This is a genomic window from Paraburkholderia sp. BCC1886 (genome assembly GCF_900996245.1).
Lineage (GTDB): Bacteria > Pseudomonadota > Gammaproteobacteria > Burkholderiales > Burkholderiaceae > Paraburkholderia.
In genome coordinates, this window is record NZ_CAAJGK010000050.1 from 57,238 (window position 1) to 78,990 (window position 21,753).

Genomic DNA, 21,753 nt, shown 5'->3' on the forward strand with positions numbered 1-21,753 from the left:
CAGCCCGCGCAAACCAGGCGGACGAGCGGCGAGGCGAACGGGTCAACAGGAGACAAGCCATCGGGCCACCCGCCCAGCAGTCGTGAGACCGACAGCCGCACCGATTCCCCACTTCACTTTTTCCTCATCTAGCGTATGGAAACGAGCCTCGATAAAAGCGCCCTTGCCGGCGCGCCAGTGGCCAAGCCGGCTACCGCGGTCCAGCGCACGGTCTACTCCGTGCTCGGCGCCATCAGCTTTTCGCACCTGCTCAACGACATGATCCAGTCGTTGATCCTCGCCATCTATCCGATGTTCAAAGCGAATTTTTCGCTGTCGTTCGGGCAGATCGGTCTGATCACCCTGACCTATCAGATCACCGCTTCGCTGCTGCAACCGCTGGTCGGCAGCTATACCGACAAGCATCCGAAACCGTATTCGCTGCCCGTCGGCATGGGGTTCACGCTGTGCGGTCTGCTGCTGATGTCCGTCGCGCCGAGCTTCGGGGTGCTGCTGATCGCCGCGGCGCTGGTCGGTTGCGGCTCGTCGGTGTTCCACCCGGAATCGTCGCGGGTCGCGCGCATGGCCTCGGGCGGCCGTCACGGTCTCGCGCAGTCGCTGTTCCAGGTCGGCGGCAACGCGGGTTCCTCGCTCGGGCCGTTGCTGGCCGCGCTCATCGTGATTCCGCACGGTCAGCACAGCATTGCGTGGTTCTCGGTGGCCGCGCTCGTCGCGATCGTCGTGCTGACGCAGATCGGCCGCTGGTACAAGGCGCATCCGCTGGTCAAGAAGGCCCGCGCCCAGTCGGGTCACGCGACGTTGACGCGCAACCAGGTGTTCTTCGCGATGAGCGTGCTGATGCTGCTGGTGTTCTCCAAGTACTTCTACCTCGCCAGCATCAACAGCTATTTCACGTTTTATCTGATCGATAAATTCCATCTGCCGGTGCAGACGGCGCAGGTTCACCTGTTCGTGTTCCTCGCGGCGGTGGCGGCGGGCACGGTGATCGGCGGTCCGATCGGCGACCGGATTGGCCGCAAGTACGTGATCTGGGTGTCGATTCTCGGCGTGGCGCCGTTCACGCTGCTGCTGCCGTACGCGAACCTGTTCTGGACCAGCGTGCTGACCGTGGTGATCGGCGTGGTGCTGGCGTCGGCTTTCTCGGCCATCCTCGTCTACGCGCAGGAACTGATTCCCGGCAAGGTCGGCATGGTCGCGGGTCTGTTCTTCGGGCTGGCGTTCGGCATGGGCGGGATCGGCGCGGCAGTGCTGGGGCATCTGGCCGACACCACGAGCATTGCTTATGTGTACAAGATCTGCTCGTTCCTGCCGCTGCTGGGCGTGCTGACGGTGTTTCTCCCGGACGTGGAAGGCAAGCACGCGAAGGCCTGACCGGTCGGCTGAGGGTTGCATCGGGAAAAAGGCGCTGCGGCGCCTTTTTCTTTTGCGCGGCGACGGGGCCCGGCGGAATCCGGCAGACGCAGCGGGCGCGGCGGGTTTGCCGCTCATGGACAACCCGCGTTGTCCGCGATGGCGGGCGTGCTCTATGCTTGTGCCGACGTACGCCTTGCCGCAGCGCGCCCGACGACCGGCACGCTCCATCCCGCCCGCCGCCCCAACGCAGCAGAAGGATCGCCGCAGATGACCACCTACCGCGCTTTCCACCGCCGTTCGATCGAGAACCCCGAGGACTTCTGGCGCGAGCAGGCACGGCGCATTCACTGGCATACGCCGTTCACCCAGGTGCTCGACCGCTCGAACCCGCCGTTTGCGCGCTGGTTCGTCGGCGGTCGCACGAACCTGTGTCACAACGCGGTGGACCGGCATCTTGCCGAGCGTGCGCAACAGAACGCGCTGGTGTACGTGTCGACGGAAACCGGCATCGAGCGTCGTTACACCTACGCCGAGCTATATGCCGAGATCAACCGGATGGCGGCGGTCATGCGCTCGCTGGGCGTGAGACGCGGCGACGTGGTGCTGCTCTATCTGCCGATGATCCCCGAAGCCCTGTTCGCGATGCTCGCCTGCGCGCGGCTCGGCGCGATTCATTCGGTCGTGTTCGGCGGCTTCGCGGCGCCGAACCTCGCCGCGCGGATCGACGACGCCAGGCCCGCGCTGATCGTCACCGCCGACGCCGGCGCGCGCGGCGGCAAGGTGATCGACTACACGCCGCTGGTGGACGAAGCGCTGGCGCGCGCGGAACACAAGACTGCGCGCGTGCTGCTAATCGACCGCCAGCTTGCGCCCGAGCGGCTGAACGCTAGCTATCTGGTCGATTACGAGCCGCTGCGCGAACAGTTTTTCGATGTACACGTGCCGTGCGAATGGCTCGAGTCGAACGAGCCTTCGTACGTGCTGTACACATCCGGCACCACCGGCAAACCGAAGGGCGTGCAGCGCGACGTCGGCGGCTATGCGGTGGCGCTGGCGGCGTCGATGGAACATATTTTTCAGGGCAAGCCCGGCGACACGATGTTCACCGCGTCGGACGTGGGCTGGGTGGTCGGCCATAGCTATATCGTCTACGCGCCGCTGCTCGCGGGACTCACCACCGTCATGTACGAAGGCACGCCGATCCGTCCGGACGGCGGCATCTGGTGGCGCCTCGTCGAGCAGCACCGGATCAACCTGATGTTCACCGCGCCGACCGCCTTGCGCGTGCTGAAGAAGCAGGACCCGAAGTTGATGAAGCAGGCGGATCTGTCGAGCCTGCGCACGCTATTCCTCGCCGGCGAACCGCTCGACGAGCCGACCGCCGCGTGGATTGCCGACGCGCTCGGCAAGCCGGTCATCGACAACTACTGGCAGACCGAAACCGGCTGGCCGATGCTGGCGATTCCGCGCGGCGTGGAAGCGTTGCCGACCCGGCTTGGCTCGCCCGGCGTGCCGTCGGCCGGTTTCAACCTCAGCCTGCGCAACGAGACGACCGGCGAGCCCTGTCCGCCCGGCGAGAAAGGCGTGCTGACGCTGGCCTATCCGTTGCCGCCGGGGTGTATGACGACCGTCTGGGGCGACGACCCGCGCTTCATCAGCACCTACTGGTCGAGCATTCCGCATCAGCAGCTGTACTCGACCTTCGACTGGGGCATTCAGGACGAAGACGGTTACGTGACGATCCTCGGGCGCACCGACGACGTGATCAACGTGGCCGGTCACCGGCTCGGCACGCGCGAAATCGAGGAGGCGTTGTCGAGCCATGCGGCGGTCGCCGAAGTGGCCGTGGTCGGCGTAACCGATGCGTTGAAGGGTCAGGCGGCGATGGCCTTCGTGGTGTTGCGCGACGGGCCGGCCTATGCGAAGGACAAGGCCCGCGCGAAGCTGGAAGTCGAGTTGCTGGCGACGGTGGATCGTCAGCTCGGTGCGATTGCGCGGCCGGCGCGGGTGCACGTGGTGTCGATGTTGCCCAAGACGCGCTCCGGCAAGCTGTTGCGCCGCGCGATCGCCGCGCTGGCGGAAGGTCGCGAACCGGGCGATTTGCCGACTATCGAAGATCCCTCGGCGTTGCAGCAGGTGCGCGAAGCGTTGCAGGAGCCGCATGAGGGCACGGCGAAGGAAACGGTGAAAGAAGTGCGGAAAGAAGCCGTGAAAGAAGCCGCAAAAGAAGCCGCGAAGGCCCGCAAGAAGAAGTAGCAACGGCTCAGTGCGCGAGCGCTCGCGACATCTCGCCGATCGGCATGACCCGTATCGAGTTGAGCAGGCGCATTTCCCCGGCGCCGGGCGTCGTGATGCGCACGACGGCGGCGAACGTCTCGTCGACACGCGCGCGGAACGACTCGAGCATCGCGTCGAGCAAACGCGCCGCGCCGCGGGCCGGCAACCCGAGTTCATCCGCGAGTTTCAGCATGTTCGCCCGGGAGATGTCCGCGAAGTGCGTGGCGTCGCCGACCGGCATGGTGAGCGCGCAGTTCGGCCACTGATCCCCGCGCTCGGGCTGATACGTCTGGGTGTGATACACGACGGTGCTGACGATGTCGTAGAACGGCGCGAGCCTGTAGCCGAGCGGCGTCACGAAAAACGACAGGTTCTTCAGGTGCGCGTCGCCGTTACCGACCAGCACGTTGAAGATCGCCCAGCGGAAAATCTCGAGACGTGCGTTGGCCCGGGTATTGGTGCGCTCGATGGCCTCTCGCAGCCGTTGCGCATTGGCGCCGTCGTACTTGTAGCTCCTCGAGAAGTTCAGCAACTGAGCCGCGTCGATGACGTGCAGTCTGCTGGTGGGCGGCGCGTCCTTGTCGAAACGTCGATCGAAGCGGTCGACCAGATAGCACGGCGTGGGAACGCGCAGGAAGTACGTCGTGGGCACCGGCAGCGCGACGGCCCGCGCGAGTTGCATGCAGAAAAACTCGTTGATCGCCGAATGCGGATAGCCCGCCGCGCGGGAGTCCGGCTTGAGCAGATGCATCGACGGTTCACTGCCTTCCGGCTCGAAGAGTTCGCAGACGGGTGGCTCACCGCGCATCGTCACGAGAAGCTTCGGCTGGGCGCCTGCGGCCGACATGCGTTTGGGTGCATCGGCCGTGAGCGGCCGTTGCGGCATCTCGCGAATGCGCGTCTCGAGCTGTTCGAAAGACAGCGGCCGCAATCCGCCCGGCGGTTCCTGTTCGTCGGGCCCGAGCAGCGTGATCGCGCCGGCCGACTCGCGCCCGTAGTAACCCAGCAGACCCCAGGCGTCGCTCCCGTCGATCTTCGCTTCGCGCGCGAGCGCTGCGCGCATGCCCTCTTCGGGCAACAGATTATCGAAGAACCACTGCACTGGCCGATTGCTCGAACCATCCACGAAGGGCTCTTCCCGCAGCGGGAAGGCCGGCGACAACGGGAACCCGCTACCGGATGCGAGCCAGCGGGTGTCGTAGGCGAAGGACCAGATATCGTCCCGGTCTTCCAGAACGCCGATGCGCTCACCATTGGCCCACGCCACGAGTTGCCTATCTGGCATGCGAACTCCTGCGCGTTCGGCGGGCCTGTTCCGCTACTTTTGGCGAAATGGGAACCGGAGTCTGGACATGCAGCGAGATACCCAGTTCGGAGAGCAGGATGAAAATCTTGCCTATCTGCGCGGTCGGTTTGCCTGCCTCGACATGCGTGATGAACTTGGGGGACAGCCCGGTGACATTGACGAGGTCGTCGCGCGTGAGTCCCTGCGCAATGCGCGCCGCACGCACGACGATGCCAAGTCCCGCGACGTCCATAACCGAGAAATTCGATTGATCCACGATGCGCTCTCATGTTCGTACCCGATCAGGTACATGATAGCAAGAACGGGCTCAAACTCGGCGAATAGGTGCCGCTCGGATACGAAGCGGCAATTTTGGTGCTGCTTTTGGCATGCTCGTACCCGATCGGAAACCAGACCAAGCGGCAGCGCGGCTTTATTCGTCTGTGGTATCCGATCGGGTACGAATCAACGGGCTAAAAAGCGCTTCAAAATCCCATTCGAATACGCCCCTGCGATCTCCGTCAGAAACGAGACGAACGAGACCGGCGCATGATCGTCGGCGGTATCCGAAATCGTGCGGACCACGGCGCACGGCACGCCGTACTCGTAGCAAACCTGCGCGATCGCCGCGCCCTCCATCTCGACCGCCAGCGCCTCCGGCAACGCTTCCCGCAACGCCGCCACCGCGGCCGCACTTGCGACGAACTGATCGCCACTGACGATCAACCCGCGATGTACGCGCGGCTCGCGCGTACCGAAACGCGCCGCCGAAGCCACGCCCTCATCCGCGACGAAACGCGCGCATGCCGCAGCAAGGCGATCGGCGAGCGCCGGGTCGGCCGCGAATCGCGATATGCCCAACAATGGCACTTCGAAACGGGGAAATAGCGGCGACGCGTCGAGATCGTGCTGCATCAGCGCATCGGCGACGACGATGTCGCCGACCCGCACATCCGCACCCACCCCGCCGGCGACGCCCGTGAATACGACCGCCTCCACGTCGAACGCATGGATCAACGCGCTGACGGTGGCGGCCGCGGCGACCTTGCCGACCCGTGCCAGCGTCACCACGCACGACACGCCCTGCACGCTGCCCACGTGATAGTCACGCTGCCCATGCGTCACGGTACGCACGCCAGACTCCGCGCGCATCGCTTCGATCAGGTCGCCGAGTTCCTGAGGCAACGCGGCAAGAATGCCGAGCGGACGATGCCCCGCGCTCATTCCACGGCCTGCAGTTTGGCGACCGCGAGCGCCAGCCACTTCTCGCCGTGCCGTTTGAATTTGACTTGCGCCTTCGCGTCCGTCCCGCCGCCTTCGAGCGCGGTGATCGTGCCTTCGCCGAACTTGGTGTGGAACACCTGCTGGCCGACGCGAAAGCCCGTTTCGGCCGCGCGCTGTTCGTTCGCGAAAGCCGGCAGCTTCGCCGGCGTGGTGGATGCCGGACCGGTGTAACCGGGCCGCGCGAACCAGTCGCGGCCGTACCCCGCGTTGTCCGAACGACCGCCCCAGCGCGCGCCCGCCTCGACCTTCGGCGTGAGCCACTTCAGCGTTTCCTGCGGCAATTCGTCGAAGAAGCGCGAGCGGATGTTGTAGCGAGTCTGGCCATGCAACATCCGGCTTTGCGCGAACGACAGATACAGCCGCTCCTTCGCCCGCGTAATCGCCACGTACATGAGCCGGCGCTCTTCTTCCAGACCGTCCGATTCCATCGCGCTGTTCTCGTGCGGGAACAGCCCTTCTTCGAGACCGGTAATGAACACCGCGGTGAATTCGAGCCCCTTGGCCGCGTGCACCGTCATCAGTTGCACGGCTTCCTGGCCGGCTTGCGCCTGGTTGTCGCCCGCCTCCAGCGATGCGTGCGACAGGAAGCCCGCAAGCGGCGTCATGGTGTCCGGATTCTGCGCGGGATCGGCGACGTCCGGCGCATCCAGCACGACCGTGTCCGGATCGTCGGTGGTGAGTTCGGGCGCGGCGCTCGCGCCCGGGCGCAGCGGAATGGAGCGTGCCGGCGTATCCATCCCGTAGCCTTCTTCGCTGACGAACGCCGCCGCCGCATTGACCAGTTCCTGCAAGTTCTCCAGCCGGTCCTGGCCTTCACGCTCGTTCTGATAGAACTCTGTCAGACCGCTCGTGCGCACGACGTATTCGACGGTTTCGGGCAAGCTCATCTGCTGCGTTTCCGCGCGCATCCGGCCGACCAGGTTGGCAAACGCGGCGAGACTCGAACCGGCCTTGCCGGCTACATACGGAATGGCCGCCGCCATCGAACAGTTGTACAGACGCGCCGCATCGGCGAGTTGCTCGATCGAGCGTGCGCCGATGCCGCGCGTCGGAAAATTGACGACGCGCGCGAACGCGGTGTCGTCGTTCGGATTGTCGATCAGGCGCAAATACGCGAGCGCGTGCTTGACTTCCTGACGCTCGAAAAATCGCAACCCGCCATACACGCGATACGCGATGCCGGCGTTCACCAGTGTGTGTTCGATCGTGCGCGACTGCGCGTTGCTGCGATAGAGGATTGCGACCTCGCTGCGCGACGTGCCGGTGCTGATGAGCGCCTTGATTTCCTCGACGATCCAGCCGGCTTCCTGCGAATCCGTGGCGGATTCGTACACGCGCACCGGTTCGCCGTGACCCGCGTCGGTGCGCAGATTCTTGCCCAGGCGCCGCGAGTTGTTGGCGATCAGCTGATTTGCCGCATCGAGAATGTGGCCGTGCGAGCGGTAGTTCTGCTCCAGCTTGATGAGATGCCGGACGTTGAACTCGTGTTCGAAGTCCCGCATGTTGCCGACGTTCGCGCCGCGAAACGCGTAGATGGACTGGTCGTCGTCGCCGACCGCGAAGATCGCGTTGGTCTGTCCGGCGAGCATCTTGAGCCACGCGTATTGCAGCTTGTTGGTGTCCTGAAACTCGTCGACCAGGATATGCCTGAAGCGCGCCTGGTAATGCGCGCGCAACGGCGGATTGTGCGCGAGCAGTTCGAAGCAGCGCAGCAGCAGTTCCGGAAAATCGACCACGCCTTCGCGCTGGCATTGCTGGTCGTAGGCTTCGTAAAGCTCGACGAACTTGAGGTTGAAGTTGTCGGTGGCGTCGACGTCTTTGGGGCGCAGGCCCTGCTCTTTCGCGTTGTTGATGAAGTACTGGAGATTTTTCGCCGGATACTTTTCGTCGTCGACGTTCAGGCCTTTCATCAACCGCTTGATTGCCGAGAGTTGATCTGCGGTATCGAGAATCTGGAACGTGGCCGGCAGGCCCGCATCGCGATGATGCGCACGCAACATGCGGTTGCACAGGCCGTGAAACGTGCCGATCCACATGCCGCGCGTGTCGATCGGCAAGAGCGCCGACAGACGCGACATCATTTCGCGCGCGGCCTTGTTCGTGAAGGTGACCGCCAGCACAGTCGCGGGCGAGGCGAGGCCATGCTGGATGAGCCACGCAATGCGCGTGATCAGCACGCGCGTCTTGCCGCTGCCGGCACCGGCGAGGATCAGGGCGGGCTCATTGGGAAGCGTGACGGCGGCGTGTTGTTCGGGGTTGAGATTGGCTAGCAGATCGGGCATTTGTCTGGAGGGGCGGCGGGTCGTGCGACATTATAGGCTTCCGGGGATGCGGGTTTCTGCGGGTTTATCGCGCCGCCCGTTCGTTGAAGGAGGGTGGCGCAGACTGCATGGGAGTCTGCGCCTTGCTGTCACGCCTCGTGCTGCAATGAAAATTTCATGTCAGGGTCATCCGTCAGAGCAGGATTTTTTTAATTTCCTCCTCAGTCGTGTCGAACAGATTGGCTATGAATGAAGCGCTCAAGCGGTCATTGCTGGAAAGGGCGCGAATCTCGGCCTTGTCCGCGGCGCTGAAGGTGGCGACGGTGGGGGCACGGACAGGTACTACGGGTTCGTACACCAGCGGTAACTCGGGATCGTCTGCGAGCGCGATCATCGGCAGATCCTCTTCGTACAATCGCTCGATGGCGGCGAAATCACGGCCGAGTTCGCCTGCGACATCGTGCAAGGACTGTCCGTCGTCAATCCCGCGGATGGCCTGAATTTCCTGATCGAGCGTAAGCGGGCGAACCCATTCGTACGGATTGCCCTGACTGACTTCTGCCCACGATGGTCCAGCCTGCGGAGACTGTGCGGACACCGGGTGAGTTCGGATAAAGCCGTTCTGGTATTCATGTTCGACGACGGTGACCGTCGACTCGGACAACCCCGTTCCTCTAGCCAGCTCGCCCGTCGTGAAGCTGCGGTCCGTGTCGTTGAGCGCACGCACAAGATCGGTCAATTGCCTGGGCGTCACCGAGTCCATGATTTTCGTGCGAAATTCGTTGGAGAGGCTATGGGCTTTCCACGGCGAGATTCCCAGTCTCGTCGCGACATCCTGGCGGCTATAGCCTTTCTGAAACATCTCCATGGCGACCGCGCCTTGTTCGGAGTCGAGATGGATGCCGTGCTGGCCTCGCGGGACGTCTGCGGCCAAGCGCCTGACATAGTCCGTCGTTATGCCTAACGAAGTCGCCACTTCTTCGGGCGACTTACCCTGTGCCAGAAGCTCACAGGCCAAAGAATCCCGGGCGATGCGATGGTGGTTCGCGATTCCCCGCACGGTTTCCAATGGAAGATTCAAGTCTTTAGCAATGTCTTTTGCGGCTTTACCCTGATCCAGTTGCTGGATTACCGTGGTTCGTTTCTGTGGCGTCGTGTGCCACCAATACCATTTGTAGGCGACGGAATCGTAATTGGCGAAGACATCTTTGACTTTGTGCTCTGGAAGCTTCAATAAGCTCGCGACTTCGCTAATGCTTTTTCCTTCGCCTCGCAAAGCAAATATCTGGTCGATCTGCTCGGGCGTAATGTCGACCGGTATGCGCCGGACAATATTTTCCTGCCTTGCAATTCTCATGACGGACGACTTTGACAGCTGCAAAGGAGTCGCGATTGCTTCATATGATTCGCCATTCTTGAGTTTTTGAATAATGTCCCGGCGCAATTCCGGCGTTAGATTTTTAGGCCCCACATTTCGGAAAGCAGGCATTTTTAGCTCGTGCCGGATTTCGAACACGGAACTACGTGATATCCCGACTTTTTTTGCGATTTCGACATCGCTCCATTTGTTTTCCCTTAACAGTCTGATTGTTTCCTGTCGAACTTCTGGCCGGATTGGCGAAATTTTTAGCGCTATCCCGTTGTCCCGGGCTATTTTGCGCACAGTCACGGCAGATATATCGAAACGCTCGGCGATCTCAGCGCGCGTCAATACGTTTTCTTTAAGCAATTTGACGACCTCTTGCCGGGTTGCCGGCGTAACTTTCAAACGGTGCATGGAATTCGGAGCGATGTTTTCTTCTCGCGCGATAATGTTCACGGTCGATTTGGATATTCCAAGATGCTCCGCAATTTTCTTTCGCGACCATTCACCTTCGTTCAATAACCTGACGGCCTCGAGCCTTACGGCCGAGCTAATTCGTGGTATACCGCCCGCCAGCCCGACATCTCCATGCAGCTCCCAGGTGTTCGTGCGTTCGTTGAAACGCACCGGATACTGCGGCTTCAGATCAGCGCCTTTCATGAAAACGCGCCACGTGTCGCTGTCCCGGTCGAATCTGACGTGGTAAGCCTTGCCCTCCAGCCCGATAAAGCGGTCGCCTTTCACATCCTCGAGAATGCCGGGCTGAGTGCCGGCGCGTAGACCGGTGAGTTGAACATCGGGGTCCGCATAGGCCGCGAGCGACCCATAAGAATTCACGCCGGCAGCGTCGTGCGCGACCTGGCTGATCGGGTCGACCATGGGACCCGTCTCGGCGAGCATTTTCTTTTCCAGCGCCGCTGCCGCCGCCTTCGCCTGCTGACTCAAGCTCGAGTCGTCCAGTGCCGACTTGACGAACTGTTCGCTCGCGGATTGCACGAGACCTTTACCCGCCGTGCGCACGCCTGAGCCCGTCAGATTGTCGATCTCGGCTCTCTTCGCGACCGATACCAGAGCTTTCACACCCCGAGCAACCTGTTTGCCGACGCCAGTGCCCAACAGCGGGTCGAGGAGCATCCCGCCGTACCCGATTCCCATGCGCCAGCCGGCCGGCAATGTCGAAGGGATGGAGTCGGACAGTATTCCTAACGGCGTCATCTCGAGCATCACGCGCATTATGCCTTCCATGATTTGCCCGGACAGCTTCAGTGCTCGCGCCTCCGGGGTAATGGAATAGTTCTTTTCGCTCGCATCCTTAAGGATATGTGTGTACTGATCGCTGAGATCGCGCACGTAGTCGCCGCTCACCGGCGGCAGGCTCTTCAGAATGTCGGTATAGCGTCTAACGGTGCCGACCGAGTGCGCATTCAACGGTCCGCTCACCTGATCGTGCCAGGTATCGAGCTTCTGCCGCACTTCGGGAGACCTGCGCATGCGCTCCGTGAAGGCCAGAACGACCTTGTCTTTCAGCCGGTCCTGTCCGGGATCGATCTGAAAAAGCTGCCGGCCGATCAGTTCGTACCGTTTCGCCACATCGGTTTGCCCCTCGGCCTCCTTGAGGATGCGGTCGACTTCGGTGTTCGCTTCACGCCATTCACGTTGTTCTGCCTGCAGACTTCGGGTCAATTCGATATTGATTTTTCCGTGCAACAAGCCACGCAGTTGCGCGGCCTCGTCGAATATCACCTTGCGCTCGCCCGCATCGCCCGCCTCGAAAAACTCCTCGCGCAACAATTCGAGCTGGTCGACGCGTTGCCGATCTATTTTGTTCAGACAGCCCTCTCCCATCGGCGGATTGAAGATACTCAAAGCCCGGTCCACGGGATCGTTGCGCACGCGCGCCGACTCGTCATAGATGGCACGCTCCACCCCGGCGAGTTTCTGACCTATTGCAAAGCGCTGGTCGCTTCGAGTTTCGAGCTGATAGGCGATGCCCAGCACAGACATGACGCCGCCGTAAAACTGGCGTTCGTTTAGTGGCAGATCGACGAGCATCCCTTGCAGCTCGAGCACCTTTTGCTGGAACCGGATCACTTCCGGCGGATATCCCGTCATCTGCTGCTCGAGGCCATTCGCCATGCGCGTGGCGATGGAGGTGTTGTTTATACTGCTGTGATGGTTATAGCCGTCACGGGTATCGAAGAGTCGGTTCAACTCCGCAAATTCTCCGATGGTGATACCGGGTAGCGTGTCCGATGGTTCCGAGCCGGTCGGGGCAGTCGGGGCAGCGGGGTTGGTCGGGGCGGACGCCGCGGTCGGTCCGCCCGGTGCGGTCGGTCCGCTCGGCGCAGTCGCCGCGGCCGGTGCGGGTGGTGCGGTCGTACCGGCCGCGGAAGGCGCGGCGGAGGAAAGTGTCGGGCGCGACAGAATCGCAACCGTGCGGGCGCCCGAACCGGCCCCGCCCGACGGAAGCGCACGCGCTGCCGGCGCCCGATACCCTGGGCCGGAAGCATGGCGGGAAAACGCTGCGGCAGCTAACCGGCGATCCGGCTGCGCAGCAGATTTCGCCTCGGGAAGAGATTCATCGCTTTCTTCATCCGGTGTCTGAAAATCGTCATGCAATGGCGAAGCGCGGTTACTGGTTGAAATGGTCATGTCCTGCACTCCTCGGCGGGAAAGTGGAGCAGTGAATGGGGCTGTACCTGGCTCTTACGTTGCAGCCCAACCATTGCAGCACGGTCGGCAAGCCGCCATGTGTCACTTATCCACGCGTGTGGCAAACGGCGCAGCCAGGGCGCCGCGGTTTTCGATCAGGCCAGATCGCCCTTTACCCGCGCCCCAAAACCCGCCCCTCCCATTCCCAAAAACCTCCCCGCACGCGCCGCCCCTTATAATCGAACATTCCGTGCATTTACCAGCTGATCGACACATGAGCGAGACCCCGAGCGACACCTCCTCCACGCTTGCCAAAAGCTTCGAGCCCCAGACCATCGAAGCCCATTGGGGCCCTGAATGGGAAAAGCGCGCGTACGCAGCGCCCTCTTTCGACGAGAACCGCAAAGACTTCTCGATCCAGTTGCCGCCGCCCAACGTCACCGGCACGCTGCACATGGGCCACGCGTTCAACCAGACGATCATGGACAGCCTCACCCGCTATCACCGCATGCTCGGCGAAAACACGCTGTGGCTGCCGGGTACCGACCACGCGGGTATCGCAACGCAAATCGTCGTCGAGCGTCAGCTGGATGCCAAAGGTGTGTCGCGTCACGACCTGGGCCGTGAGAAATTCGTCGAACGCGTGTGGGAATGGAAGCAGCAGTCCGGCTCGACCATCACGAATCAGGTGCGGCGCCTCGGCGCATCCATCGACTGGTCGCGCGAATACTTCACGATGGACGACAAGATGTCGGCCGCCGTGCGCGACGTGTTCGTCCGTCTGTACGAACAGGGCCTGATCTATCGCGGCAAGCGTCTCGTGAACTGGGATCCGGTGCTGCTCACCGCGGTCTCCGACCTCGAAGTGGTCAGCGAGGAAGAAAACGGCCACCTGTGGCATATCCAGTACCCGCTCACCGACGGCTCGGGGCACCTGACGGTCGCCACCACCCGCCCGGAAACCATGCTCGGCGACACCGCCGTGATGGTCCATCCCGAAGACGAACGCTACGCGCATCTGATCGGCAAGACGGTCACGCTGCCGCTGTCGGGCCGCGAAGTGCCGATCATCGCCGACGACTACGTCGACCGCGAATTCGGCACCGGCGTCGTCAAGGTCACGCCCGCGCACGACTTCAACGACTATCAGGTCGGTCTGCGCCACAAGCTGCCGATGATCGAAATCCTCACGCTCGACGCGAAGATCAACGACAACGCGCCGGCCCAATACCGCGGCCTCGACCGTTTCGAGGCCCGCAAGCAGGTCGTGGCCGACCTCGAAGCGCTAGGCGCGCTCGAATCCGTGAAGCCGCACAAGCTGATGGTGCCGCGTGGCGACCGCACGGCGGTAGTCATCGAGCCGATGCTGACGAACCAGTGGTTCGTCGCCATGAGCAAGCCGGCGCCGGAAGGCACGTTCAATCCGGGCAAATCGATCGCCGAAACCGCACTCGACGTGGTCAGAAGCGGCGAGATCAGGTTCGTGCCGGAAAACTGGACGAGCACGTACTACCAGTGGCTCGAGAACATCCAGGACTGGTGTATCTCGCGGCAACTCTGGTGGGGGCATCAAATCCCTGCATGGCACGGCGAAAACGGCGAAATCTTCGTCGCCAAAACCGAGGAAGAGGCGCGCGCGAAAGCGGCTGCAGCGGGCTATACCGGCGCCCTGAAACGCGACGAAGACGTGCTCGACACGTGGTTCTCGTCTGCGCTGGTGCCGTTTTCGTCGCTCGGTTGGCCTGAAGAAACGCCGGACCTCAAGCACTTCATGCCGTCGTCGGTGCTGGTCAGCGGGTTCGACATCATCTTCTTCTGGGTCGCGCGCATGGTCATGATGACCACGCACTTCACCGGCAAGATTCCGTTTCACACTGTCTACATGCATGGCCTGGTGCGCGACGCCGAAGGCCAGAAAATGTCGAAGAGCAAAGGCAATACGCTCGACCCGATCGACATCGTCGACGGCATCGACCTCGATTCGCTGGTCGCCAAGCGCACCACCGGGCTGATGAATCCGAAGCAGGCCGCGTCCATCGAGAAGAAAACCCGCAAGGAGTTTCCCGACGGCATCGCCGCGTACGGCACCGACGCGCTGCGCTTCACGATGGCGTCGATGGCCACGCTCGGGCGCAACATCAACTTCGATCTGGCGCGCTGCGAAGGCTACCGCAACTTCTGCAACAAGCTGTGGAACGCCACCCGTTTCGTGCTGATGAACTGCGAAGGCCACGATTGCGGTCTGGACCAGCCGGCCCAATGCGGCGAATGCGGCCCTGACGGCCATCTGAATTTCTCGTCCGCCGACCGCTGGATCGTGTCGCATCTGCAGCGCGTCGAAGCGGAAGTCGCCAAGGGGTTCGCCGATTATCGTTTTGACAATGTGGCCAACGCACTATACAAGTTCGTTTGGGACGAATACTGTGACTGGTACCTCGAGCTCGCCAAGGTTCAGATCCAGACGGGTCAGCCGAACCAGCAGCGCGCCACGCGCCGTACGTTGTTGCGCGTACTCGAAACGGTATTGCGCCTCGCGCATCCGGTGATCCCGTTCATCACCGAAGCGTTGTGGCAAAAAGTAGCGCCGTTGGCGGGCCGCTATCCGGAAGGCGCGGCGTCTATCATGGTGCAGCGCTACCCCATTGCAGAGCCGTCGAAGATCGACGAAGAGGCAGAGCAATGGGTGACCGATCTCAAAGCGGTCATCGACGCGTGCCGGAACCTGCGCGGCGAGATGAATCTGTCGCCCGCCGTGAAGGTGCCGCTGCTCGCCACCGGTAACGCCGAGCGTCTGCGGACCTTTGCTCCTTACGCCCAGGCGCTGGCGCGGCTGTCCGAGGTGCAGATCATCGCCGACGAAGCCGCACTCGATGCCGAGGCGGATGGCGCGCCAATTGCTATTGTTGGGAACGACAAGCTTGTGTTAAAGGTGGAAATCGACGTGGCGGTCGAACGCGAGCGGTTGTCGAAGGAAATTGCACGGTTGAGCCACGAAGTCACCAAGTGCAATGCCAAACTGCAGAACGAAAGTTTCGTTGCAAAGGCGCCGCCGGCAGTCGTCGAGCAGGAGCAGAAGAGACTGGCGGAGTTCGTTGCTACGGTGGGCAAGCTGCAGGCCCAGCTGGCGCGCTTGCCGGCCTGATCGAGACGCCTTGTCGGTGCCGGCAGCGGCTGCAAGGTCTCATAGCTAAACCAGAGGACTCAGGGTAATCACATGCTAAAAGTTACAAAAGCGGTATTTCCGGTAGCAGGTCTTGGCACCCGGTTCCTCCCTGCCACGAAGGCGAGCCCGAAAGAAATGCTGCCGATCGTCGACAAGCCGCTGATTCAATACGCGGTGGAAGAGGCAATGGCAGCCGGCATCACCGAAATGATCTTCGTCACGGGCCGCAGCAAGCGCGCCATTGAAGACCACTTCGACAAGTCGTATGAAATCGAGGCCGAACTGGAAGCGCGCGGCAAGGACAAGCTGCTCGAACTGGTGCGCAGCATCAAACCGAGCCATGTCGACTGCTTCTATGTGCGGCAGCCGGAAGCGCTGGGTCTCGGGCATGCGGTGTTGTGCGCCGAGAAGCTGGTGGGCGACAACCCGTTCGCCGTGATCCTCGCGGACGACTTGCTCTACGGCAAGCCGCCGGTCATGACGCAAATGATCGAGGTGTTCGACCACTATCACAGCTCGGTTATCGGCGTGGAAGAGATTCCGGCGCAGGAAACCAAGTCGTACGGGATCGTGGACGGCAAGGAGTGGGAAGACTCCATCATCAAGATGTCGGGCATCATCGAGAAGCCGGAACCCAATGTCGCACCCTCCAATCTGGGCGTGGTCGGCCGCTACGTGCTGAAGCCGCGCATTTTCGACCATATCCGCTCCATCAAGCCGGGCGCCGGCGGCGAATTGCAGCTGACGGACGCAATTCAGTCGCTGCTCGCCGACGAGCAGGTGCTGGCGTACAAGTATCACGGCACGCGTTTCGACTGCGGCAGCAAGCTCGGGTATCTGAAGGCGACGGTGGAATTCGCGCTGCGTCACCCGGAAGTGGCGGCGGATTTCGAAGAGTATCTGCGTACGCGCTCGCCGGTGCTGGAAGGTTGAGCGGAGCAGGCCAACCGTAGTCGCACACGGACAGGTTCACCGTAAAAAAGGGCGCTGTGTTCGCGAAAGCGAAACACAGCGCCCTTTTCCATTCCATTCTTCGGTCCAACCACACTCACAACTCAAACGCCAACGCCGCTGCCTCTGCCGGATATCAGCGACGCTTCATCAGAAACGTGAACACCTTGTCGTGCGACGAACTCTCGACAATCTCATTGCCGGTTTGTTTGGCGAACGCGGCGAAATCGCGCTGCGAGCCGGGGTCGGTGGCGAGCACCTTGAGAATCTGGCCGCTTTCCATGTCGGCCAGCGCCTTCTTGGCGCGCAGGATAGGCAGCGGACACATGAGGCCGCGCGCATCGACTTCCTTGTGAATCTGAATTTGCATCGACGATGACCTTCGGGAATGAGCGTCGCCGGGCAAAGCCGGCGCAACGTCGAATTCTACAGGAGGCCACCGGGCGTCGCTCCGCCCGAGCCCATCAACCCTACTGATCGGCCAGGTAAGCCAGCAACGCTTCGATCGGCACCGGCTTCGCGAAAAAGTGACTGAAGCCGGCCAGCGCCGCGTCTTCCCGGAACGTCTCCGTCGAATAACCGCTCAACGCGACCAGCGTAGGCCGGACCTCTCCACCTCGCGCCAGCAAGGTTTTCGCGACGTCGAAGCCGGACATGTCGGGCAAGCCGAGATCGACCACGCCGACGGTCGCCTCGAAGCGCTCGGCCAGCTTCAACGCGGTCGCGCCGTCGTAGGCAATCTGACACTCGTGTCCGTGAATCTCGAGCAGTGCCGCGAGTGCATCGGCGGAATCGCGGTTGTCGTCCACCACCAGCACTTTATGCAGCACGGGCGCGACTTGCGGCTCGGCCTCGACTGCCGGAACGGGATGCACCGCCACCTCGTCCGCGGCGATCGATTCATTGACCGTCGGCAGACGCACGACGACGCGCGTGCCTCGGCCGACCCCGTCGCTATGCGCGCTGACCGAACCGCCGTGATCCTGAACCAGCCGTTGCACGACGGTCAGACCGATGCCGAGGCCGGCATCCTGCCTGCCGATCCCGCTCGTCGCCTGCGCGAACAGATCGAACACGCGCGGCAGCATGCCCGGATCGATGCCGATGCCATGATCGGTCACCGCGATTTCCACTTCACCGCCCAGGTTCGTCACCGTGATCAGGATGCGATCGGGCTGCGCCGAATATCGCGCCGCGTTATGGATGATGTTGTTGAACACCTGCTTCAGGCGCGCGATATCGACCCGCACCCACACCTGCTGCGCCGGATACTCGACCTGCACCGTGTGCCCGCGCCGCCGTATTTCGGCGGCGGACATCTCCACCCCGCCGTCGATCAGCGTGTTGACCGACACGACCTCCGTCTGCAATTCCACCTTGCCGCGCGTAAGCCGCGACACGTCGAGCAGGTCTTCGACCATGCGCGACAGTTGCGCGGTTTGCCTTCCGATGACCGCGAAGGTCCGCTCCGAGCGCGACTCGGCAACGCCGCGCGCTTCCAGTTCGAGCGACAGCGAGATTGCCGCGAGCGGATTGCGCAGCTCGTGAGCCAGCATCGCCAGAAACTCGTTTTTCCGGAGATCGGCTTCTTCGAGCTCGTCGCGCTTGCGGCGCAGTTCCTCGAGCGCGAGCAGCATTTCACGGTTCTGCTGCTCGAGTTCTTCGACGGGGCTCTGCGGTTTGCGCAGCGTGAGCTGATCGACGAGTTCGCCGAGCGAGCGCACCGACAGACGCGCCGTGCCGCGCGGCAGGTACATCTCCAGCGTCACGGTCGTGCCCTTGCCCGGCTGCGATTCGACGAAAAACCCGTCTGTCATGCGCCGGCTGCCCGGCATGCCGACGCCGGCCGAACCCGGCCGTTGCGCGGATTCGGCAAGCACCGCGTCCAGATTGGCGATGCCCGGCCCTTTGTCGCTGATCTGCGCGACCACGCATTGCGTGTCGCCGGCGTCCGTGGCGTCGCCGACGAAGAACGTCAGCATGCCACCGCCGCCGAACTGCACCGCATTGCGGGCAATCTCCGAGACCGCGGTGATAAAGCGCGTGCGCTGCAGGTTGTCGAGGCCGAACAGTTCGCCGATCTGGCGCGAGCGATCGCGCACCGCCACGAGGCTCAGATTGGAACTGACCGGCGTCGCGAGAATTCTATGTCGCATATCAAAGTGCCTTCACGACGACGATGGTCGCGTCGTCCGCATCGCGCGCGAAGTCGCGATGCAGCACGCTGGCTATCAGGCTGGGATGCCGGCTGGCGAGGCCGGGATGACGGTTGAGATTCCAGCGCGTCGACAGTCCGTCGGTCGTGGCGATGAACACGCTGCCCGCCGTCCAGCGCGCCTCGGCCGGACGAACGACACGCATGTTGTAGCCGACCGTGCCGTCGCTCGACAGCAGATGCTGCGTGGTCTCGCCGGTTTGCGCGATCGCCACGATATTGCCCACGCCGGCAAACGACAACGAAGCGTTGGCCGGATCGAACCGGGCGATGGCCATCACCGCGCCACGCGTCGTCCGGATGTTCTGGTGAACGTTGCGCAGCACGTCCTCCGGCGTATCGCCCGGTCTGGAGGTCATGAACACGTCGACTGCCCGGCGCGATGCTTCCGCGGCGAGCGGCCCATGACCGAGACCGTCGAGCAGCGTGAGCCACAGGCCGTCCGCCGTGCGCCGCACGGCCCAGGCGTCGCCGCTGATGTCCTGGCCGAGTTTCGGCGTGGCCTTGGCGCCGACCAGAAACGGCGAGCGTTGCCCGGCGGCTTTGTCGCCGACGCGCGCGAACAGGGCCGTCCCGTTGCCGGCCACCGAATAGATATCGAACAGCGCCGAATGACGGGCGATGGTGCCCAGACCGGCGCCGAGACTGCCGCCCGTCGAAAATCCGTCGGCACACGCCGCGCCGAGATTGGCGATGCCGGGACCGCGGTCGAGCGCGATCAGTTCGAGCCCGACCGTGCCGTCTTCTTCGCTGGTTCTGAGGACGATCTCACCGTGCCCGGCATATTTGAGAATGTTGGTCGCCGCCTCGGTCACGATGAGCGCCGCATCGGCCTGAAGCTTCTCCGCGAGACCGAGGGATTGCGCCATCTGCATCGCGCGTCTGCGGGCATCCGCCACGCCGCTTTTATCGGCGAGGCTTACCGTCGTTTCCATTGAATAATGCTCACTCTCGTGCCAACGCCCACCGTCGACGTAATGTCGAACTCGTTGACGAGTCGGCGTGCTCCGCCTAGTCCCAACCCCATGCTTTTGGCCGTACTGAAACCGTCCTGCAGTGCCCGTTCTATGTCCGGAATGCCCGGCCCCGTATCCTCGAAAACGAGCTTGATCCCGAAGCGCCCATCACGCTCGATCTCGGAGATCCTGAGCGTGCCACCTTTGCCGTGCACAAGCGTATTGCGCGCCAGTTCGCTGGCGGCCGTCACGAACTTGGTTCGATCGAGCGTGCCGAAGGCTAGCCGCGTCGCCCAGTCCTGTACCGTTTTGCGTGCCAGGTTGACCTGATCGGGCGAGCGAATGTCCAGAACGGATTCGCTTAGGGTAATGATGAGGCGTCTCCCTCGTCGTCGAGCGACTTGCGCAGCAAGGCCATGCCCTTGTCGACATCGAGCGCCGTGCGGATGCCGTTCAGCGACATCCCCAACTCCACCAGCGTAATGGCCACTGCGGGCCGCATGCCGACCAGCACCGTGGTGGCGTCCATGACACGCGCCATCGCCGCGATATGTCCGAGCGTGCGGCCGATGAACGAGTCGACGATTTCGAGCGCCGAGATGTCGATCAGCACGCCTTTGGCGCGGGTCCGTTCGATCCGCGACGTGAGATCGTCCTGCAGGTTCAGCACCAGTTCGTCGTGCAACTCGACCTGAATCGATACGAGCAGGAACTCACCGAGCTTCAGAACGGGAATCTGCTCCATCTCAATTGTCCTGCTTGGCGGGGGCGAGTTTGGTGACCGTCAGGCCGACGCGGCGCAAGGCGATTTTGAGCGCTTCGGCGAGGGTGGCTTTCGTGACGACGTCGCCCAGGTCGACGCCGAGGTGGACGATGGTTTGGGCGATTTGCGGACGGATGCCGCTGATGATGCACTCCGCGCCCATCAGGCGAGCGGCCGCGACGGTCTTGAGCAGATGCTGCGCGACGAGCGTATCGACGGTGGGCACACCGGTGATGTCGATGATGGCGATGGCGGCTTCGTTTTCGACGATCGAATCGAGCAGGCTTTCCATCACGACCTGGGTGCGTTCGCTATCGAGGGTCCCGATGAGCGGCAGGGCGACGACCGAGTCCCACAGCCGGACGACGGGCGTGGTGAGGTCGAGCAATTCCTGCTGCTGACGCTCGATGATCTGCTGACGGCTGGCCTGGTAGGCTTCGAAGGTGATGAGACCGAGGTTGTCGAGTGTCTGCGTAAGCTTCCAGAAAGCATCGCTCAGCGCGTCGGGATTTTTGCCGAGTGCTTTGCGCAGTGCATCGAAGAGCGGTTTTTTCAGCGAGAAGATGAAGGTTGCCGTCTCGACTGGGGAAAAGCCCTGGATGACGCGTTCGCGCGAGAGTGCGGCGAGATGCGAGCGGACCGGGTCCCAGGCATCGCCGGAGAGTTGTTCGTCGTAGTTGCTTTTGACTGCTCGCGCGAATAGCGCGAGGAACGCGCGAGACGATTCGCGCACGTCCGACTCCGAGATGACGCCCTGGCGGATGTTACCGGACAGTTGACCAGTCACCCATGCCTTCAGAACCGTTCCCTCGTCTTTGTCGAGGATGGTTGCCAACTCGTTTTGTTCGCTCAAAGTCCGCTCCTGTATTCGTGTCAAATTGAGACAGGGGGACATCATACAGGGAGGTTGGCACCGACTGGCAGCGGCGCGTTGTGGTTTTGTGTACTAGGCCTTCGGCCCGGTCTGGATCGTGGTGCGCGTCGCGTTCTATGATTTTTGGCCTCTCCTTGTTGTCTTAGTGGTCTATTAGCGTTCCCCCTGTGCGGGGGGGCACCTACTTTTCTTTGCCGCGGTGTGTGTCAAGGTAGTTGTCGCATGAACCGCTACGCCACCTGCTGATACATTCGGGCTGAGGCGAGGGCGCGCTCCGGATTCAGATAGACCACGTCTTCCAGATGCCAGTTACGGATGGCTCCTGACCAGCGCATCGGATTCTGCAGGCGTGCGCT

Annotated in this window: 15 protein-coding genes; 4 read left to right on the forward strand and 11 right to left on the reverse strand. The window is 62.6% G+C overall.

Annotated features, from left to right (window positions below; genetic code table 11):
- The first annotated feature begins 135 nt into the window (after positions 1-135).
- Together FQ746_RS17680 and FQ746_RS17685 are read left to right on the forward strand one after the other, a co-directional pair.
- Positions 136-1,371, forward strand: coding sequence for an MFS transporter (locus FQ746_RS17680; RefSeq protein ID WP_144110744.1), 1,236 nt, complete (start codon positions 136-138; stop codon positions 1,369-1,371).
- Between the two features lie 138 nt (positions 1,372-1,509).
- On the forward strand, positions 1,510-3,609 hold the full coding sequence (locus tag FQ746_RS17685; protein WP_260854091.1) for a propionate--CoA ligase: 2,100 nt from the start codon (positions 1,510-1,512) through the stop codon (positions 3,607-3,609).
- 7 nt (positions 3,610-3,616) lie between these two features.
- Here FQ746_RS17685 and FQ746_RS17690 read toward each other — a convergent pair whose 3' ends face one another.
- The 5 genes from FQ746_RS17690 to FQ746_RS17710 form a co-directional block, all read right to left on the reverse strand.
- On the reverse strand, positions 3,617-4,915 hold the full coding sequence (locus FQ746_RS17690) for a HipA domain-containing protein (protein WP_144110746.1): 1,299 nt from the start codon (positions 4,913-4,915) through the stop codon (positions 3,617-3,619).
- Entirely contained in the window at positions 4,905-5,168 is a 264-nt protein-coding gene (locus tag FQ746_RS17695) for a helix-turn-helix domain-containing protein (RefSeq protein ID WP_144110769.1), read from the reverse strand. Before FQ746_RS17695 ends, FQ746_RS17690 begins: the two co-directional genes overlap by 11 nt.
- A 212-nt stretch (positions 5,169-5,380) precedes the next feature.
- Entirely contained in the window at positions 5,381-6,139 is a 759-nt protein-coding gene (locus FQ746_RS17700; protein WP_144110748.1) for a 5'-methylthioadenosine/adenosylhomocysteine nucleosidase, read from the reverse strand.
- A complete protein-coding gene (locus FQ746_RS17705; RefSeq protein ID WP_144110750.1) occupies positions 6,136-8,481 on the reverse strand; it encodes a UvrD-helicase domain-containing protein in 2,346 nt (781 codons plus the stop codon). Before FQ746_RS17705 ends, FQ746_RS17700 begins: the two co-directional genes overlap by 4 nt.
- 172 nt (positions 8,482-8,653) lie before the next feature.
- Positions 8,654-12,475 carry a helix-turn-helix domain-containing protein gene (locus FQ746_RS17710; protein ID WP_144110752.1) on the reverse strand — a complete coding sequence of 1,274 codons (3,822 nt, stop codon included), beginning with the start codon at positions 12,473-12,475 and terminating at the stop codon, positions 8,654-8,656.
- A 274-nt stretch (positions 12,476-12,749) separates the two neighbouring features.
- Between FQ746_RS17710 and FQ746_RS17715 the strand changes: the two genes are divergently transcribed.
- Together FQ746_RS17715 and galU are read left to right on the forward strand one after the other, a co-directional pair.
- Entirely contained in the window at positions 12,750-15,617 is a 2,868-nt protein-coding gene (locus FQ746_RS17715) for a valine--tRNA ligase (RefSeq protein ID WP_144110754.1), read from the forward strand.
- A gap of 72 nt (positions 15,618-15,689) precedes the next feature.
- Positions 15,690-16,571, forward strand: coding sequence for a UTP--glucose-1-phosphate uridylyltransferase GalU (gene galU, locus FQ746_RS17720; RefSeq protein WP_144110756.1), 882 nt, complete (start codon positions 15,690-15,692; stop codon positions 16,569-16,571).
- Between the two features lie 154 nt (positions 16,572-16,725).
- On the opposite strand, the gene FQ746_RS17725 is transcribed toward galU, so the two are convergent.
- From FQ746_RS17725 to FQ746_RS17750, 6 genes are all read right to left on the reverse strand, one after another.
- Positions 16,726-16,953, reverse strand: coding sequence for a sulfurtransferase TusA family protein (locus FQ746_RS17725; protein ID WP_029967676.1), 228 nt, complete (start codon positions 16,951-16,953; stop codon positions 16,726-16,728).
- A 106-nt stretch (positions 16,954-17,059) separates the two neighbouring features.
- Positions 17,060-18,745, reverse strand: a complete 1,686-nt coding sequence (locus tag FQ746_RS17730; RefSeq protein WP_144110758.1) for an ATP-binding protein — start codon at positions 18,743-18,745, stop codon at positions 17,060-17,062.
- A 1-nt stretch (position 18,746) separates the two neighbouring features.
- Positions 18,747-19,739: an ATP-binding SpoIIE family protein phosphatase gene (locus FQ746_RS17735; RefSeq protein ID WP_144110760.1), complete on the reverse strand. Its 993-nt coding sequence runs from the start codon at positions 19,737-19,739 to the stop codon at positions 18,747-18,749.
- Positions 19,724-20,134 carry an anti-sigma regulatory factor gene (locus tag FQ746_RS17740; protein WP_222105885.1) on the reverse strand — a complete coding sequence of 137 codons (411 nt, stop codon included), beginning with the start codon at positions 20,132-20,134 and terminating at the stop codon, positions 19,724-19,726. Before FQ746_RS17740 ends, FQ746_RS17735 begins: the two co-directional genes overlap by 16 nt.
- Positions 20,122-20,505, reverse strand: a complete 384-nt coding sequence (locus tag FQ746_RS17745) for an STAS domain-containing protein (RefSeq protein ID WP_144110764.1) — start codon at positions 20,503-20,505, stop codon at positions 20,122-20,124. Before FQ746_RS17745 ends, FQ746_RS17740 begins: the two co-directional genes overlap by 13 nt.
- Position 20,506: 1 nt before the next feature.
- Positions 20,507-21,376 (reverse strand): STAS domain-containing protein, encoded by an 870-nt coding sequence (locus tag FQ746_RS17750; protein ID WP_260854090.1) that lies wholly within the window; start codon positions 21,374-21,376, stop codon positions 20,507-20,509.
- Positions 21,377-21,753: the final 377 nt, after the last annotated feature.